The organism is Shewanella fidelis ATCC BAA-318, assembly GCF_000518605.1.
Classification (GTDB): domain Bacteria; phylum Pseudomonadota; class Gammaproteobacteria; order Enterobacterales; family Shewanellaceae; genus Shewanella; species Shewanella fidelis.
The window spans coordinates 1-16,509 of record NZ_JADX01000021.1 but is presented as its reverse complement, the minus strand read 5'-3'; the positions used below and the strand labels follow the sequence as shown (position 1 = coordinate 16,509).

Here is a 16,509-nt window from a genome sequence, read left to right as displayed (position 1 = left end):
CATGGCGACTAAGCAAAAAGGCATGACCTTACTAGAAGTCATTGTAGCGCTCGCCGTGTTCTCTATTGCTGCTGTGTCGATTACTAAGAGTTTAAGCGAGCAGATCGCTAATATGCCGATTTTAGAAGAGCGCACCATGGCGCAATGGGTTGCCCACAACCAGATGGTTGATGCGCGCTTAGAGCCTAAGTTTCCCGATATTGGTCGCAAAGACGGTCAAGTCGAGCTTGCCAATAAAGACTGGTATTGGCGCAAAGAGGTCATTAAAACGACCGATGATAATTTTAGAATGATCCGCATTAGTATTAGCGATGATGAACGGTTTACTCGGACCATCGCTGAAGTGAGTAGTTATGTTCTTAAAGCGGATTAAGTCAATGCGCGGCTTTACGCTGCTCGAAATGCTTATCGCAATAGCAATTTTTGCCATGTTAGGGTTAGCGGCAAATACCGTGTTGAGTACTGTGATGCAGAACGATACTGCTACTCGCGACTTCGCCGCTAAGCTAAAAGCGATGCAGCAGGGATTTGGCATTATTGAGCGCGATTTAAATCAAATGGTTGCGCGTACGCCTAGGTTATTAGAAGGGGGTCGTGGCACCACAGTATTTCAGACGGGCAGTAATATGCTCGACTCAGAATCTGAGTCATTAGTGTTTTTTCGCTTGGGTTGGCTAAATCCAGATGGTCTTTTACCAAGAGGTAGCCTGCAGTCTGTGGCATACGTGGTAATGGAAGGACAGTTACAGCGTTGGTATTACCCTTATCCTGAGCCTGAATTTGGTGCAGAGCCAATTAAAACAGTGATTATGGATAAGGTTATTTCAGTCGAATATGCTTTTTTTGCTGATGATAAATGGGAGCGTAAAACAGACGCGACTAAGCTGCCTAAAGCCATCGCTATCGAAATTGAATTTGAAGACATTGGTAAAGTTCAACGTAAATTTTTAGTGCCCAAAGGTGCGTTAGCTGGCAGTAATGATGACAGCAACAATGGCGGTAATAATAACGGCGGCAATAATAACGGCGATGACAACAAGGATGACTCAAAGCCGGATGACAACAACGGCGGAGGTGAGTAGTGATGCCTTCTAAGCAGCGCGGTGTGGCTCTGATTGTGGTGTTATTGATTGTGGCTATGGTCGCGATTATTGCCACCAATATTACCTCGCGTAATCAGTTGTCAGTTAGACGTACTTTGAATATGGCGCAGTATGATCAGGCTTTTTGGTATGCGATATCAGCGGAAGAGATTGCTAAAAAGGTACTAAAACAAGATTTAGAAGACTCAGATACGGTGCATTTGCAGCAATACTGGGCGTTAGCTGATGTGATATTTCCTGCAGAAAAGGGAGAGATAGCCGGAAAGATTACAGATATGCGAGCTTGTTTTAATATCAACTCTTTATCTGCTCCAAGCGAGAAGGTGGAAAATGGTCAGCCGAAAATGCCATTACCAGCCGTGCAGTTTAAAGGTTTATTAGTTGCCTTGGGAATGGATGAGTTTGCCGCAGAGCGTTTAGCGCAAACGACCAAAGATTATATTGATGAAGACACGGTTAGCAGTCCTTATGGTGCTGAAGATGCAGAGTATGAATCGCGTCATGTGCCTTATCGAGCAGCGAACACCTTGATGAGCCATAAGAGTGAGTTACGAGCGGTAATGGGGTTCACTCAAGATATTTATTTAAAATTGGCGCCATATGTTTGTGCAATCCCAGGAAACACAACACAGGTATTAAACGTCAATACTGTGCCAGTTGAGCATGCGGCCATTATTGCAGGTATGTTTGATAACAAGATCTCTGTTGGTGAAGCAGAGAGCATTATTAATCAACGACCAATTGATGGTTACGAAGATATTAATGAATTTTGGGAAAACTCATCGGTGGCCTCGCTAGCGGGCGACGCTAAGCTTAAATCGAGCTTTGGGGTAACCAGCAAGTACTTCCAACTCGATGCGGCAGCCAAAGTAGATACTGCCGTTTTCAGGTTGGAAAGCGTGTTATATGGCGACAGTAAAAAATTAGAAGTGTTATCTCGCCAGTTTGGCGGGCAAAAATAACAACAGTCCTTTAAATACGTTTAAAGAGGCTTGTGGAGATAAATCAGTGAGTGAAAGACTATTTATCCGTTTAGGACAAACCGCAGAGCAACCCTGCTCATGGCTAGTTTGGTCTGAACAGGAGCAAGAAATTATAGGTTCTGGCGAGCTTAGCAATGCCGGTGCACTATCGACTCTTACTGAAAGAGCGGGTAATCGCGGTGTTGATGTTTTGGTGCCAGCATCAAGCATTACACTGACTGAAGTCGATCTACCTGAAAAAAGCCAGCGCCAAGCGATTAAAGCATTACCCTTTATGCTGGAAGAAAACTTAGCGCAAAACGTTGATGAGCTACATTTTGTGACGGGTCCACGTAACGGTGATGCACTAAGTATTGCTGTTGTAGCACACGAGCAGATGCAAACTTGGATGGAGTGGCTCAGTGATGCAGGGCTTAAGGCTAAATGTATTGTACCTGATTGCTTAGCGCTACCGCTTGTTGACTGCGATTGGGCGGCAATGAATTTAGGTGAAGAGATATTGCTGCGTACAGGTGCAGGTAGCGGAGTGAGTTTGAGTCAAACTTGGCTCGATATGGCATTGCCACAATTATTAACAGCAGATGCGCAAACCACTGTCGCTGGTTATACCGAGTTGCAATTAAGCGGAGCGGAGATAAAACCGCAGCCGCTCGATTTACCTATGTTGGTGCTAGCTAAGGGCTTGCTCAATGCGCCAATGAATTTGCTATCAGGTATTTATAAGCCAAAGAAAGAGTATGGTAAGCATTTACTGTTGTGGCGAAACGCGGCAATTGCCTTTGCAGTAGTGATTATTTTGGCACTTGTTAATAAAGGTCTCAATATTCATCAAATGAATAGCGCTGCAGCTGAGTTACAAGCGCAAAGCGAGCAGATCTATAAGCAGGTTGTGCCGGGAAGTTCTCGGGTAGTTAACCTACGGTCACAAATGGGCAGTTACGTGCGCACATTGCAAGGTGGTGGCAGTGGTAGTGAGTTTTTTGTCATGCTTTCGGGGATGCAAGATGCTTTTGCGCAAGTGCCAGCACTTAAACCTACAACGTTACGATTTGATAGCGCTCGTAATGAGATTCGTATGCAAGTTACTGCGAAAAACTATGAGCAAATCGAGAAGTTTAAAGAGCTTATTGCGGGTTCTTATCAGCTCACAGGTGGTGCGATGAATAGCGGTGAGTCAGAAGTCACCAGCACCTTAACCATAAGGAGCAAATAAGATGGAAAACTTAAAAGCGTGGTGGAACGGCTTAGTTTTACGTGAAAAGCAGATGGTCTCAGCCTGTGGTGTGGTCTTGGTAATAGGCATTCTATACTGGGGTGTTTGGACACCGATAGCCAATGCTGAAGCTGAAGCGCAGCGTCGTTTAGAAGGTCAGCAAAGCACGCTGAACTATGTTAAACAAACTGCTAACCGTATTGCAGGCTTGAAACAAAGTGGTACTAACAATGCCTTTAGAGGCAGTTTAAGCGCGGCAGTAAACCAAACCGCTGGTGCGTTTGGATTAGAGATCACCCGTATGCAGCCTCAAGGCAATAAAATTCAAGTATGGATGGATGAAGTACCATTCGATACGTTACTGAATTACCTTAACGAGCTAGTGCAAAATAAAGGCTTATCGTTAGAGAGTTTAGATTTGGCCGAATCGGATACTCCGGGCTATGTAAATGTGCGTCGTATTCAGCTGTCGAAATAAGGTGTTGTGGTGAAATTAGCAAAAAAGATAGCCCTAGGCTTTGTGATTTACTTAGTATTTTTGGTGGTATTGTTTCCCGCAAGTATGGCGGTAAAACTTGCTCCGCTGCCTAATAATGTCACTATTAGTGGCGTATCTGGCACTATTTGGGCGGGTAGCATTGATATGTTGAGCGTGCAAAAACGTCAAGTAGAAATGATCACTTGGGACTTAGACGTGCTGTCATTATTCACCGGCACAGTTAAGGCCGATGTGGTGATTGGTAGCCGCGCAAGTGCAGTTAATGGCAAGGGGACGGTTGCTTATTCAATGTCTGGGCTTGATGTCTCTGGCTTAAGATTTGAAGCGCCAAGCAGCTTTTTGTTAGGACGCACTAACTTACCGTTTAGAACCAAGATTAATGGCGACCTCAGTGTGTTAGTTGATAACTTTGAGCAAGGGTTACCTTGGTGTGAGCAGCTTTCAGGTAAGCTGTTTTTAAATCAGGTAAAGGTAACTAATCAATTTGGTAAGTACCCACTTGGCGATATCGCATTGGGCTTGGCATGTCTTGATGGCAAAGTTGAATTAACCACAGATGAAAAATTAAATGGACTCGGATTAGACGGTACTATCGTTTTAGCGGATAACAAGATGGTACAAGTTAACGCCAAAATCCGTGAAGTGAACACTCAGCCAGATGATTTGAAAAAGGCTCTATCTTTCTTAGGCAAGAAAGACAGTCAAGGATATTACCCTATTACTTATCAAGGCCGCTTACCTATCTAGTTAAAGCATTCTTGATAGAGTTTACAAAGGCGCTGATATAGCGCCTTTTTTATGGCTGAATTTTTACTTTTGTTGCAGTAGTTCATCAAGCAAGTAGTGATAATCCTCAATCGCAGGAAAGTCATCAAACACCTTATTCGGCTTTTGGCTATCAGGGTTGGCAATGCCAAGTTGATAACCGACACCAGCGCGCTTTGCTGCCGCTAAAATGGCTTCATTATCATCAATAAATAGACAACGACTAGCTTCTAGATTAAAGCGTTCAAATAGTTGAGCCCAAAATTCAGGGTGTTCTTTTGGATATCCAGTTTCATGGCTAGAGATCATGCTATCTAGCCCAAGAGCTAGCTCAGTGTGTTCCAGCTTTAGATTAAGATTTTTAGGGTGTGCATTGGTCACCAGAATTCGACGTTTGCCTGCAAGTTTAAGCGCATTAAGAAACGGCATACTGTCTTGACGCATTTGAATACGTTCAACCAGGGTGCGGTGCAGCGCCAAAATGTCTAAGTCCATTTGTTGCTGCCAATACTCTAGGCAATACCAATTCAGCGTGCCTTCTACTTTGGTGTAGCACTCATCGACCCAGTTACGCGCCTCTTCAATAGAGATATTGCGTTGTTCGCTGAGCACGTTAGGGATCAGCTGTAACCAAAAGTGGTTGTCGAAATGTAGGTCCAAAAGTGTACCATCCATATCGAGTAAAACAGTGTCAATTTCTTTCCATGGAAACATAGTTACGCGATCCTAGAAAATTCAGGTTGTAGATTGGGTGAACAATAGTAAGATTATACTGAATTAAATCACAAGTCGGCAGCGGCACTGGGATGTGTATGACTAAAATAAATCAGAAACCGGAAATTTTGCATGCCGAAGTGGTTGCTCAAAGTCGACTGTTTCAAATTGAGCAAGTGCATTTACGGTTTTCAAATCAAGTTGAGCGCCAGTATGAGCGTATGAAAGGCAATAATCGTGGTGCGGTAATGGTTGTTCCTGTGCTGAACGGTGAGCAACTGCTGTTAGGTCGAGAGTATGCTGCAGGGACTCACAGCTATGAACTGGGCTTTCCTAAGGGCTTAATCGATCCCGGAGAAGAAGCCCATGAGGCTGCAAACCGCGAGCTGCAAGAAGAGATAGGCTATGGCGCGAGAAAGCTTACCCACTTAATGGAGTTGAGCTTAGCTCCGGGGTACTTTGCCAGTAAAATGCAGATTTTTATTGCTGAAGACCTGTATGAAAGTCACTTAGAAGGTGATGAACCGGAACCAATTGAGATGGTGAGTTGGCCTCTGGCTGACTGGCAAGATTTATTGAGCCAAGAGGATTTTTCCGAATCTCGTAGTGTAAGTGCTTTATTTTTAGCACTAAAACATCTACAACTAAGTTAGCAAATATCACGGGCATTAGGCTGTTGGAGTAGTTATGAAGCCAGAGAATTATGTAGATCAGGTCATTGAGATTGCCACGCTTGCTGGTAAAAAAATCCGCGATATTTATCAGAAAGGTGATTTCGAACGTGAGATTAAATCTGACAATACGCCAGTGACATCAGCCGATCTTGCAGCCCATGAAATTATCACTAATGCGTTAAAAGCGTTAACTCCCGATATTCCAGTGTTATCAGAAGAAGATGCTGACATACCTTTTAGTCAGCGTAGTGAGTGGCCGCGCTATTGGCTGGTTGATCCGCTTGACGGTACTGGCGAGTTTATTGCTGGTAGCGGTGATTTTTCAGTGATCATTGCGCTGGTTGAGCATAACCGCCCAATTATGGGGGTGGTATATGCGCCTATGACTGAAGTTTGTTATTACGCTATCGCTGGCCTAGGCTCTTATAAACGTAAAAATGGCGCAGAAGTCAGGATCAGCAGTAAGCAATTGAGTAGAGATGCTGGTTCACTACGTTTAGCAGTAAGCCGCCGTCAAGATCCACAATCTGTGATTAAGCTATTTAATCAAGAAAAACACTGTGAATTGGTGGTGTTGGGCGGCGCAGCTCTAAAGAGTTGCTTAATCGCTGAGGGGCGTGCTGACTGTTATGTACGTATTGGCCCAACTGGTGAGTGGGATACAGGAGCGGCACAAATTATTGTTGAAGAGGCGGGGGGGCAGATAATGGATCTTAATTTGCAGCCTCTGACCTATAACGAGCGTGAATCGCTAGAAAACCCTAACTTTATTGTTGTTGGTTCTCCAGCCTTAGAATGGGATCAAATCTTAATCAATGAATAAACTGATTGAGTTTAGCCTCGCGACTAAGTCAGATCTGATCGCGATTAATGCCCTTGAACAGCAGTGCTTTGCCGGGCATTGCTATCCAGATTTCTTCTTTAGACAAGCCTTAGATTGCTGGCCACATAGTTTTTGGGTAGCAAAAGACGCACAAGCTAAGGTGATTGGTTACCTACTGGCATCAACAGGCGCGGAGGCCGATGTTTGCTGGATTTTATCTATTGCTGTTGCTGATGCAGCCAGAGGCAAAGGCATAGGCACTAAGCTTATCTCAAAATTGATTGAGACGCTGCCAAAACAGGTAACACAAGTTAATCTAACCGTAGACCCAAATAACCCCGCCAAAGCGCTTTACGCTCGCAGTGGCTTTGTCGAACACGCCTTTGAAGCCGATTATTTTGGCGAGGGTGAAGCAAGACAAGTGATGCGCTATTTAAAACCTGAGCATACTTAAAGCAGATGATATTTAGCCGACGTTTTTTGCCTTACTTTGTCACACAATGCTTGGGGGCGCTTAATGACAATGTGTTTAAAAACGTCTTGCTACTGTTAGTGGCCTACTCCCAAGTTGACGAGTTACCCATAGATGTAAATCTGTTTGTTAATCTGGCGGCAGGTTTATTTATCCTTCCTTTCTTACTGTTTTCGGCTCACGCTGGCCAAGTTGCAGATTTCGTTGATAAAGCGTCATTAATCAGAAGATTAAAGCTGCTTGAACTGCTCATTATGTCGGTGGCGACTTTTGCGATAGTTAGCCACAGTTATTTGGTTATGTTGCTACTGCTGTTTTTAATGGGTGTGCAATCTGCTTACTTTGGCCCTGTTAAATACTCGCTATTACCACGAGTATTAGATAATAGTGAATTGGTGTCAGGTAACGCATGGGTTGAGATGGGCACTTTTCTTGCTATTTTGGTCGGAACCATTTCGGCAGGGCTTATCGTTGCCAGTGATAATGCAACATATCTTGCTGCAGCTAGTGTATTTATCTTAGCCTTGATAGGTGCATTTTCGAGTTGGTTTATTCCAAGCATTCCCGCCCATTCATTGCAAAAACCGCATTTTTCTATTGTTATTGCAACCCTTGTTAGTATTAAAAAAGCGCGGCGCACGCCGGGCATTTGGACGGCGATTTTAGCCACTAGCTGGTTTTGGTTTGTCGGCGCCACTTACCTTACTCAATTTCCGAATTTTGCGCGGTTGACATTGCATGCCGATCCGACAGTGGTTTCCTTACTGTTATTGCTGTTCTCAGTTGGTATTGCAGCAGGCTCGTTTGTCTGTGAGCGCCTTTCTTGTCACCAAGTCGAGTTAGGTATTATGCCGTTAGGTTTGGTCTTACTGGCGGGCTTTGGCATTGATTTATATTTTGCGATCCCTGCTAAACCCGATCTTGCAGCGTTTTATGATCTACAAGGCTTTATTGCTGAGGCTGACCATTATCGACTGATGCTGGATCTGTTTATGATTGGTGTCGGCGGCGGCTTATTTATCGTGCCCTTATACACCTATATACAGGCTCGCGCTAAAGATGGTGAGTGTGCTCAAGCTATTGCCAGTAACAACATCATTAATGCGCTATTTATGGTGACTTCAGCGATATTTGCCATGCTGATTTTGAATGTTTTTCAATGGCAAATTGAACAACTTTTTTTACTGTTGGCTGCGGCTAATGTGCTGGTGTTATGTTGGCTATTACTCGGATGGCCAGAGTTGTTATTAAGCATAAGCAGTTATTATCATCGCAGAGTTAAGTACAAAGTCAGCTTGGATGATCCTCAGGTGTTGCATAAACAAGCTAAGCTGCTTGTTGTGACTGACAATTTAAGTTGGCGTAACGTGATGCTACTTTACGGTAGCTTTACCCACCCAGTGCACTTTGCTGAGGGGCTCCCTCAAAGCCTAAGTATCAATTATTTTTATCGTGAAGCGTTTTCGCGTATTCGTTACTTTGCTAGTGATAACAAAGCAGGAAATATTGAGGCTGCAACGCTTGATGTTGATAGTGTCATTTGCGTTAGACCTGCACATTTAGAGCAAGCTCAGGCTGTGCTAAAAGGTTACACTTGTGTCACTGCCAAGGTGGTTGAAGTTAAAGAAAAAGGTGATGCAGCAAAGCGATTAGTTGTAGCAATACGCCCACAAACCGCTGCCTAGTTATACTCATTGGTATTAGCCGATAAACTGGCAGCAGCAAGTGGCAGGCTAAATATTTTATTGGTTATCTAACCATTGGTGCATGGCTAGGTGATCACCCTTAAAGATGATGCGATCAGCCTTTTTATCAATTTGATATTGATACATAGGGTCATAGTATTTTAGCAGTAACAGTTCAATCCATTTTAAATGTGCGCTGGTATCATTTTGACTAAGCTGAACCGCTAGAGCATCATTAATCATGGCTTGTAATTCATCATGACGTTTACCACCTAAGCGCTTACGGATCCCGGTGATACTTTGTGATAGGTATTGAGCAAATGCTGTAAAGCCTTGAGTTTCTCCTAGCCTTTGGATATAGCCATTGTGCATCTTGTGCACATACTCGTTAAGTAGCCTTGCTAAACGTGCATCTAATGACTCTTCTAACACTAATAGGTTAGCTGCTTGCATATTGGCATAAAATGCTTGTGGCAAGGCTGAGCGACCAATCAGGTAGCTCTCATCTTCAAGCAGTAGATGTTTAACGGCTTTGTCTTGATGTTTTAATAGGGCAACAGCTAGGGCGTTTTCAAAATTTATTTGAGTCGGCTGTCCTTCATGAAAACGACCAAAGCTAGATCCTCTATGATGGGCTAGTCCCTCAAGATCAATCGCTTCTTGGCGTTCTAGCAGAAACTCTGTTTTACCACTACCGGTAATACCGCTTAATATCAGCATAGGCCTAGCTTGTGGCGCATTGTCGATAGTTTCAATAAGAAACTGGCGCATCGCCTTGTAACCGCCTTCGATAAATGGAATATCTAAGCCAGCCTCTTTTAGCCATTGCTGAGTTAGCTGTGAACGCAAACCGCCCCGAAAACAGTACAGATAGCCGTTTGGGTTATCGCTGAAAAACTTAATCCAAGCGGCGATTCTTTGCTGTTTAATCTCGCCATGAACCAAAGAATGGCCAAGTTCGATTGCAGCTTGTTGACCTTGCTCTTTGTAGCAAGTACCAACTAAACGGCGCTCTTCATCCTCCATAAGAGGGTGGTTTACGCTGGCAGGAAAGGCACCTTTGTTAAATTCGATAGGCGCACGGGCATCCATTATTGGGTGATCGCTAACGAGTATGCGGCGATATTCGCTAGCGGGCACTTTATTGAATGACATTAAACCAACTCCACGGTCTTAGGTACATTTTTTTCAGTAAGTTGGCCAATACAAATTGGTTCAATACCGTTAGCAGCTAAAAGTGTTTGTAGCTCTGTCTCACCTTCTTCGGCAACAGCAATCAGTAAGCCGCCGCTGGTTTGTGGGTCACAAATAATCGCCTTTTGCTCATCAGTTAGTGATGGTAAATGCTCTCCGTAACTGTCGAAGTTTCTGTGGGTGCCACCAGGAATACAGCCTAATTCTAAATAGTGGTGTGCGTTTGGTAACAGCGGCAATAGGTTCACATCAATCTTAGCGCTAAGGTTCGCGCCGTGGCACATCTCAAGTAAGTGACCTGCTAGGCCGAAACCCGTTACGTCAGTTAATGCGTTAACTTGCGGGATTTTAGCGATTTTTGGGCCTAAAATATTCAATTGGCACATCGCTTCAGCGGCTGTGTTTAGATCTGCATCGGCAAGCTTTTTCTGCTTTTGTGCTGTGGTCAAAATACCAATCCCTAGCGGCTTAGTCAGGTAAAGTTTATCACCCGCTTTGGCGGTATCGTTTTGCTTTAATTCTTCTAGCGGAATTTGGCCTGTAACGGCTAAACCAAAGATTGGCTCAGGAGAATCGATACTGTGACCACCGGCAAGCATTATACCTGCGTCAGCACAGGCTTTACGCCCGCCATCAACCACTTGCTGAGCAACTTCTGCTGGTAGTTTATTTATAGGCCAGCCTAAAATTGCAATGGCCATCATAGGAGTGCCGCCCATGGCGTAAATATCACTGATCGCGTTAGTCGCTGCAATGCGGCCAAAGGTAAACGGATCATCGACTATAGGCATAAAAAAGTCTGTGGTGCTGATAATGCCTGTTGTGTCATTAAGCTTATAAACCGCAGCATCGTCACGGGTCTGGTTACCTACTAGCAGATTAGGATCATCAAAAACAGGTAACTGAGTCGCAAGAATAGTGCTTAGCACTTTCGGTGAAATTTTGCAGCCACAGCCCGCACCGTGACTATATTCGGTAAGTTTGATTTCTGGATCTGACATGAGCTTAAATCGCCCTAAAAAGGTAAGTAGCCGATCATAATAGACCCATCCCCCAGTGACTTCAATCAACAGCAAGTACAAGTTGCGACATGTGGCTTACCCTGCAGAGAATAAACAGCTCAATTGGTCATTTTTGACCTGAAAATAAAAAGCCGCTCTAGGGAGCGGCCATTTAAGTTGTGGATTAACCAAAGCTAGCAGTAAGACTATGCCAGTTTTTTTGTTGTTGTCTGAAACGTTGTTTAAGCTCGTTAACTTGGTTGAGCAATTGTTTGTCTGCTAACTGTTTTTTCTTCGCTTCGAGTAAGGCTTTCTTGGCTGCGTAATACTCAGCAAGGTGACTCTTTAGCATGTCGTACTCAGTCTGCAGCTTTTCAAACAATTCTTCGCTATTAGGCAAGTGAGCAACCTTGTTTTGGGTGCGTTTAAGTTGCATCTGTAGTCTGGCTTGCTCAATTCTTTCTTGTGGCACAATCCTGCGACTATCTGCTAGTCCAACTAATGCTAAACCATCAATTAGCCATTTAGTCGGGTCGTACTGCCACCAGTGAATGCCATTTCGATAATCGTTTTCAAAAATATGATGATAGTTATGATAGCCCTCGCCATAGGTGAGTAGAGCTAAGAAACCGTTATCGCGAGCGGTATTTTTATCTGTATAAGGCTGTGAACCCCAAATATGTGCGAGCGAATTGATAAAGAAAGTGCAGTGATGAACTACAACTAAGCGTAACAATCCAGCTAACAGTAGCATGCCGAAAACGTCACCGTTCATCCAGCCTAATAGAATGGGGAGACCGAAGTTCATTAATAGTAGTAGCGGTAGATAATACTTGTGCTGCCACATGACAATTTTGTCGTTCTGTAGATCTCGAACGTTCTTATAGTCGTGGTAACGTTGCGCCTGATATTCCCGTAACATCCAACCAATATGGCTGTACCAAAAGCCCATCTTAGCTGAGTAAGGATCCTTGTCGTTATTATCCACGTGCTTATGGTGGACTCTATGATCAGAAGACCAGTGTAGCGCGCTATTTTGCAGGGCTAGAGCCCCGCCTAGAGCATATAAAAATCTGATTGAAGCGTGGGCTTTATAAGTGCGGTGAGACCAAAGTCTATGGTAACCACCGGTAATCGATAGGCCGCTAGCAAATGCAAGTACCACAAAAGCAAGCCACTCGATAGCGTCAAACCCATAGGTTATTCCGTACCAAGGTACTAGGATGACAGCGGCGGCGAATGTGATCGTAAATAGGCTCACATTCATCCAGATGATTGGAGGTTTTTTCATTATAGTTCTATCTCTCTTTGAGCGTACATCTGTACGCTAATTTACCGTGGATAGTGATCTTGGTCAAGTTTGTTGATGCTGCGTTTTGTGTTAAAAAGCGGTATTATTCAAGGAATAATTTTTGTAAGTAGGTTCAAGATGGGCATTAGAGCACAACAAAAAGAGAAAACGCGGCGTGCACTTGTCGATGCGGCATTTAGTCAATTAAGTGCTGAGCGTAGCTTTTCTAGCCTGAGTTTGCGTGAAGTTGCACGAGAAGCGAATATTGCTCCCACTTCTTTCTATCGCCACTTTAAAGATATGAATGAACTGGGCTTAACCATGGTTGATGAAGGTGGTTTAACCCTCAGACAGATGATGCGCAAAGGTCGCCAACGTGCAGAGGCAGGCGGCAGTGTTATTCGTATTTCTGTTGAAACTTTTATGGAAGTGCTTGAATCTAATCCAAACGTTTTCCGTATTCTATTACATGAACGTTCAGGTACCTCAGCTCCTTTCAGAGGCGCAGTTGCGCGTGAGATTGAACACTTTATCTCTGAATTAGCGCATTATACAGAGGCCACTGCCAATCGCTCTCCAGAGCTAGCTCATGCTCAAGCTGAAGCGTTAGTAACATTAGTGTTTAACGCAGGAGCTGCTGCATTAGATATGAAACGTGCAGACCGCAAAATTTTAGCGGATCGTCTCGTTATTCAACTGCATATGATCGCCAAAGGTGCTGAAGTGTTACAGCACAAAAAAGAACAAAAGTAGTTCGACACTTAAACTAAAAACGGCATCTAAGGATGCCGTTTTTAGTTTATTTACAAGTCAAATTCAGTTATTTCTTTTCAAGAAATACACCAGATTCCATATGGTCGGTATATGGGAACTGATCAAATAAAGCAAAACGAGTGATCTTATGGGTTTTGCTGAGTTCAGTTAGGTTGTCCAGTAAAGTGTGCGGGTTACAAGAGATATAAACGATACGCTCATAACCTTGTACTAACTTAACGGTATCAGCATCTAAACCAGCACGTGGAGGATCGACAAAGATGGTATTACAGTTGTAGCTATCTAAATCAATACCTTCTAATCGTCTAAAGCTGCGCTTCTTTGCCATGGCTTCGGTGAAGTCTTCTGCAGACATACGAATAATCTGCAAGTTATCAACTTGGTTCACTCTAATATTGTATTGCGCAGACTCAACAGAAGGCTTAGCAAGCTCAGTTGCTAATACGCGGTCAAAGTTTTGTGCTAATGCAATAGAGAAATTACCGTTGCCGCAGTATAGCTCTAGTAAATCACCTGTACTGTTTTTAGTGACATCAATGGCCCATTCAAGCATCTTAATCGACACTTTACCGTTAGGCTGAGTAAAGCTGTTTTCAATCTGGTGGTATTGCAGTTGTTTCCCTGCAACATCAAGAGACTCAACCACGAAGTCTTTATCTAAAACGATTTTTTGCTTACGAGCGCGGCCAATTAGATTTACATTAAACTGAGTACTGAGCGTTTGCTTTAAGATTTTAGCTTGCTGTTCCCACTTACTATCAAGCTGTTTGTGGTAAAGCAGTGATACTAAGATTTCGCCGCTTAGGGTTGATAAGAAATCAATTTGGAATAAGCGATGGCGTAAAATTGTGTTTGGCTTTAATAGTTCAACTAAAGCGGGCATCATTTTATTAATCAGTTCACTAGCCGGTAGGAATTGATCGCAACGCACCTTACTGTTTAGTTCTTTATCGAACATATAGTAGTAAAGATCTTCGCCTTCATGCCAAACACGAAATTCAGCACGCATACGGTAGTGGGCAGGCTCAGAGCTGAAAGTTTCCAGTTCTGGCGTGTCAAAGTCAGCAAATAATTGAGTTAACTTGACGCGCTTAGCTTCGAGCTGCACATCATAGGTTGTAGGATCCATTGCTGCTAAATTCATATCTTGATCACCGTCGGCATTAAATTAGGGGCGGAATATTATACTAGATAGCTGGGAAGTCCAGTTTCTCGCTTTTGATTTTACCTAGCTTGTGGGAAAATTCTAAAGCAATATAGTTAATCCTGCTGCTAAAGAGTATCTGTGAGCAGGTAGCTTTATACAAACTGATATCATTTTACCTTATCGCGGAGAATACTTTTGTCAGGACCTATTCTAATTTTTGATTCGGGTATTGGTGGTCTATCTATATTCGATGAAATAAGAAAAGTACTACCAGACCAAAGTTACTGCTATCTATTCGACAATGCTCGCCTTCCGTATGGCGAACTGGAAGAGTCAGTATTAATAGAAGGTTGTGTTGAGCTTATATGTGAGCAAGTGAGCCGTATAAACGCTTGCATGGTTGTTGTTGCTTGTAACTCTGCTAGTACTTTGGTGCTGCCTGCTTTAAGAGAGCAACTATCCATACCTATTGTTGGCGTGGTACCTGCAATAAAACCGGCTGCACTGTTGTCAAAAGCACGCCATATAGGTTTGCTTGCTACACCGGGCACAATAAAGCGTTCTTATACTAAGGAACTCATCGAGCAATTTGCAGAGGGCTGTAAAGTTGAACTGTTTGGCTCCTCTGAACTTGTCATGCTTGCCGAAGCGAAGTTGGCCGGTGAAACGCTTGATTTAGCCAAGCTTGAAAAACAGCTCAAGCCAATACAAATGACAGGTCTCGATACACTAGTATTGGGCTGCACTCACTTTCCAATTGTTGCTAAAGAAATACAGCAAGTGTTGGGACAAGGGGTTACATTATTGGATTCGGGTAAAGCGGTGGCGCAAAGAGTGTGCTTTCTGTTAGAGGAGTTGAAAAATGATGAAGTCGTTAATCAAGAGAGCAATTGGTTAGCTGTTTATACGACTAAAACTATTAATGAAGGGTTAACAACCCGACTAGCCGAAAAAGGCTTCACTACTATAGTGTCACGATCTTCAGCTAATCTAGGTTAGCTATACATCTATATTATGCGTTATCACTTTTATCTGAATCTTGCGATTTAGCTTCGCGCACTTTTAATGTTCTTTCTTGGAAGTCGAATTCATTTAGTTTGGCCATAGCTTTCTTTGCGCCAACTTCTGACATTTCAATAAATCCAAATCCTTTACGGCGGCCAGTCTTACGATCACGAACCAAACGTACTGAGTTAACTGGGCCGAATTCACCAAATAGAGCTTTAACTTCTCCTTCATGTACGCGATAAGGAAGATTACCTACATATAGGGTCATAGTTGGACCACTATATGGCTCGTTGCTGTTAGTTTTAGAAGCAGGCGTTTTAGATTGAAGAGAAAAAATAACGCTCGCAATAATAGCACCAGTAAAGAAAGCAATGGCGCCGTTTAGATCTGGTGCGATTTGAAAAATAGCGAGTGCACCTATAATGGCCACGGCCAATACGATCAAGAATGACTTCTGCATAAATATAATCTCTAAAGAATAAATGAATTGATAACTAACTGTTAATAACCTGGCATATGGTAATGAATTATTAGCCAATAGACTAGTGCGTTGCTGAAAAAATGAACTTTATCTATGGCCTAGCGCAAAGATGCTTTAGTTTTAGCCATAAAAAGTAGCATAAATAGCCTAAAAATAGGCCTTTGCTGAAAACTTCGGCAAGCGAACATTTATTTGATAAAAAGCGCTTGCGCTCTTTTGGGATCTCCCTATAATGCGACCCCACTGACACGGCGCAGCGGGCAACAAGCCAAGCAGTACGAGTTAGTGGGTTAACTTCTTCGGAACGATAACTCTGGTGACAAGCGGTTTAAGAGCTTCATGTTGTGACTTCTTTTTACGAGAGTGAACAAGAAATCAACGCTTGAAAAACTTCTTAAAATAAACGCTTGACGCCAACAACGGGAAGTGTAGAATACGCAGCCCTAGCCACTTGAAGCGGTTCGCAAGAACACCAAGCTGGCAACGCTCTTTAACAATATGACAAGCAAATCTGTGTGGACACTCACAGAGATTAAGTTATTCGAAATTGTCTTTAACAAGACAATCAAAAATTTCTTAATGAACGAGTGTTCATAGCAATATGTAAAAAGTTTGATTTTGTTTTTCCGAAACAAATCAAATCACAGAATTCATTGAGCAGGTCTTCGGACCATCAAAACTT

The 16,509-nt window shown here is 43.2% G+C and carries 18 protein-coding genes; 12 read left to right on the top strand and 6 right to left on the bottom strand.

The genetic code is table 11. The features are described 5' to 3' along the window. The first annotated feature begins 1 nt into the window (after position 1). Genes gspI through L884_RS0110980 form a run of 6 tightly spaced genes read left to right on the top strand, consistent with a single transcriptional unit; the run spans position 2 to position 4,545 of the window. Complete coding sequence (gene gspI / locus L884_RS0111005) at positions 2-373, top strand: type II secretion system minor pseudopilin GspI (RefSeq protein WP_028767561.1); 372 nt, start codon at positions 2-4, stop codon at positions 371-373. Beyond that, the gene (gene gspJ / locus L884_RS0111000) at positions 354-1,082 is read left to right on the top strand and encodes a type II secretion system minor pseudopilin GspJ (RefSeq protein WP_028767560.1); all 729 of its coding nucleotides are present in this window, start codon (positions 354-356) and stop codon (positions 1,080-1,082) included. The genes gspI and gspJ overlap by 20 nt, the downstream gene beginning before the upstream one ends. Positions 1,083-1,084: 2 nt before the next feature. Beyond that, on the top strand, positions 1,085-2,065 hold the full coding sequence (gene gspK, locus L884_RS0110995; RefSeq protein ID WP_028767559.1) for a type II secretion system minor pseudopilin GspK: 981 nt from the start codon (positions 1,085-1,087) through the stop codon (positions 2,063-2,065). Between the two features lie 46 nt (positions 2,066-2,111). Then, complete coding sequence (gene gspL / locus L884_RS0110990) at positions 2,112-3,299, top strand: type II secretion system protein GspL (RefSeq protein ID WP_028767558.1); 1,188 nt, start codon at positions 2,112-2,114, stop codon at positions 3,297-3,299. Between the two features lies 1 nt (position 3,300). Then, positions 3,301-3,777, top strand: coding sequence for a type II secretion system protein M (locus L884_RS0110985; protein ID WP_028767557.1), 477 nt, complete (start codon positions 3,301-3,303; stop codon positions 3,775-3,777). A gap of 9 nt (positions 3,778-3,786) precedes the next feature. After that, positions 3,787-4,545, top strand: a complete 759-nt coding sequence (locus tag L884_RS0110980; protein WP_028767556.1) for a type II secretion system protein N — start codon at positions 3,787-3,789, stop codon at positions 4,543-4,545. A 63-nt stretch (positions 4,546-4,608) separates the two neighbouring features. On the opposite strand, the gene yrfG is transcribed toward L884_RS0110980, so the two are convergent. After that, on the bottom strand, positions 4,609-5,277 hold the full coding sequence (gene yrfG / locus L884_RS0110975) for a GMP/IMP nucleotidase (protein ID WP_028767555.1): 669 nt from the start codon (positions 5,275-5,277) through the stop codon (positions 4,609-4,611). A gap of 98 nt (positions 5,278-5,375) precedes the next feature. Between yrfG and nudE the strand changes: the two genes are divergently transcribed. The 4 genes from nudE to L884_RS21970 all read left to right on the top strand — a co-directional run bounded on the left by nudE (position 5,376) and on the right by L884_RS21970 (position 8,931). Beyond that, on the top strand, positions 5,376-5,930 hold the full coding sequence (gene nudE / locus L884_RS0110970) for an ADP compounds hydrolase NudE (RefSeq protein ID WP_028767554.1): 555 nt from the start codon (positions 5,376-5,378) through the stop codon (positions 5,928-5,930). Between the two features lie 34 nt (positions 5,931-5,964). Further along, positions 5,965-6,774, top strand: coding sequence for a 3'(2'),5'-bisphosphate nucleotidase CysQ (gene cysQ / locus L884_RS0110965; RefSeq protein WP_028767553.1), 810 nt, complete (start codon positions 5,965-5,967; stop codon positions 6,772-6,774). Further along, entirely contained in the window at positions 6,767-7,228 is a 462-nt protein-coding gene (locus L884_RS0110960) for a GNAT family N-acetyltransferase (RefSeq protein ID WP_028767552.1), read from the top strand. The genes cysQ and L884_RS0110960 overlap by 8 nt, the downstream gene beginning before the upstream one ends. Before the next feature lie 71 nt (positions 7,229-7,299). After that, the gene (locus tag L884_RS21970; protein WP_245603108.1) at positions 7,300-8,931 is read left to right on the top strand and encodes an MFS transporter; all 1,632 of its coding nucleotides are present in this window, start codon (positions 7,300-7,302) and stop codon (positions 8,929-8,931) included. 57 nt (positions 8,932-8,988) lie between these two features. Here L884_RS21970 and mnmH read toward each other — a convergent pair whose 3' ends face one another. From mnmH to L884_RS0110940, 3 genes are all read right to left on the bottom strand, one after another. Further along, on the bottom strand, positions 8,989-10,086 hold the full coding sequence (gene mnmH, locus L884_RS0110950) for a tRNA 2-selenouridine(34) synthase MnmH (RefSeq protein ID WP_028767551.1): 1,098 nt from the start codon (positions 10,084-10,086) through the stop codon (positions 8,989-8,991). Continuing rightward, a complete protein-coding gene (gene selD / locus L884_RS0110945) occupies positions 10,086-11,126 on the bottom strand; it encodes a selenide, water dikinase SelD (protein ID WP_028767550.1) in 1,041 nt (346 codons plus the stop codon). The genes mnmH and selD overlap by 1 nt, the downstream gene beginning before the upstream one ends. A 184-nt stretch (positions 11,127-11,310) precedes the next feature. After that, the gene (locus tag L884_RS0110940; protein ID WP_028767549.1) at positions 11,311-12,417 is read right to left on the bottom strand and encodes an acyl-CoA desaturase; all 1,107 of its coding nucleotides are present in this window, start codon (positions 12,415-12,417) and stop codon (positions 11,311-11,313) included. Between the two features lie 138 nt (positions 12,418-12,555). On the opposite strand from L884_RS0110940, the gene fabR reads away from it, so the two are divergent. Beyond that, entirely contained in the window at positions 12,556-13,170 is a 615-nt protein-coding gene (gene fabR / locus L884_RS0110935) for an HTH-type transcriptional repressor FabR (RefSeq protein ID WP_028767548.1), read from the top strand. Between the two features lie 67 nt (positions 13,171-13,237). Here the strand turns inward: fabR and trmA are convergent, their stop codons facing one another. Next, entirely contained in the window at positions 13,238-14,335 is a 1,098-nt protein-coding gene (trmA, locus tag L884_RS0110930) for a tRNA (uridine(54)-C5)-methyltransferase TrmA (RefSeq protein ID WP_028767547.1), read from the bottom strand. Between the two features lie 198 nt (positions 14,336-14,533). On the opposite strand from trmA, the gene murI reads away from it, so the two are divergent. After that, a complete protein-coding gene (gene murI / locus L884_RS0110925; protein WP_028767546.1) occupies positions 14,534-15,337 on the top strand; it encodes a glutamate racemase in 804 nt (267 codons plus the stop codon). 13 nt (positions 15,338-15,350) lie between these two features. Here the strand turns inward: murI and L884_RS0110920 are convergent, their stop codons facing one another. Beyond that, on the bottom strand, positions 15,351-15,806 hold the full coding sequence (locus L884_RS0110920) for an RNA recognition motif domain-containing protein (protein ID WP_028767545.1): 456 nt from the start codon (positions 15,804-15,806) through the stop codon (positions 15,351-15,353). Positions 15,807-16,509 lie beyond the last annotated feature (703 nt).